Origin of the sequence: Escherichia sp. TW14182, assembly GCF_000208525.1 — a bacterium.
GTDB classification, from domain to species: Bacteria; Pseudomonadota; Gammaproteobacteria; order Enterobacterales; family Enterobacteriaceae; genus Escherichia; species Escherichia ruysiae.
Genome location: NZ_AEJZ01000490.1, coordinates 1 through 662, shown reverse-complemented (window position 1 = coordinate 662; position 662 = coordinate 1). Strand labels below are relative to the sequence as shown.

The following is a 662-nucleotide window of genomic DNA, read 5'->3' as shown; positions in this document are numbered from 1 at the left end:
GCAGTGGCAGGATATGCCATTCTGGCAGGTTATCGCGGAAGCCAGTCTGGCAGCCAGAGAGGCCGGTCATGCCGTCCGTGAGATGGAACGGTGGATGGTGCCAAACAAACTCCGGGAGGCGGCATGATGCGGAATGTCAGACACCCGAAAACACACAGGGAAATGTGTGAACTGGCCTGTCGTTTTCTCCGCAACCACGGTTTTAAGGTGGTGTTCAGTGACCGTTTTCACGCATGGACGTCCTGCGGTGAACATCCTGATGCGCTGGGCTTCCGTAACGGAGCGTCATGTCTCATTGAGGTGAAATGCTCACGGTCTGATTTCCTGGCTGACAGGAAAAAGGTGTTCCGGGCAGAGCCGGAAAAGGGCATGGGAGACTGGCGTTTTTATCTCTGCGAGCCGGGCGTGATTACCGTGGATGATTTACCGGCGGGCTGGGGGCTGCTGTATGTGATTAACGGGCGGGTCAGGAAAGTGCATGGCTGGCCCCGGAACTACCAGTGGGTGGTCACGAAAGCCAAACCCTTCAGGGCAAACAAACAGGCTGAATGCGATTATCTGTTCAGTGCACTACGCCGACTGGAAATCCGGGCCGTGACGGAGAATGGTACAGATGCTGACAGGGTGCAGACATATGGGCTATGATGTGCCCGGCGCTTGAG

Annotated in this window: 2 protein-coding genes; both read left to right on the top strand. The window is 56.3% G+C overall.

The window, feature by feature from the left end; translation table 11 throughout:
- On the top strand, positions 1-127 hold a 127-nt coding region (locus EQY_RS0123570; protein WP_024212734.1), incomplete at its 5' end, for a plasmid SOS inhibition protein A.
- On the top strand, positions 127-645 hold the full coding sequence (locus EQY_RS0123565; RefSeq protein WP_024212733.1) for a hypothetical protein: 519 nt from the start codon (positions 127-129) through the stop codon (positions 643-645). The genes EQY_RS0123570 and EQY_RS0123565, both read left to right, overlap by 1 nt.
- The last annotated feature ends 17 nt before the right edge of the window (positions 646-662 follow it).

Coding starts and splice junctions, on each gene's coding strand:
- EQY_RS0123565 (WP_024212733.1), top strand. CDS start 127: ATGCGGAATGTCAGACACCCGAAAACACACAGGGAAATGTGTGAACTG.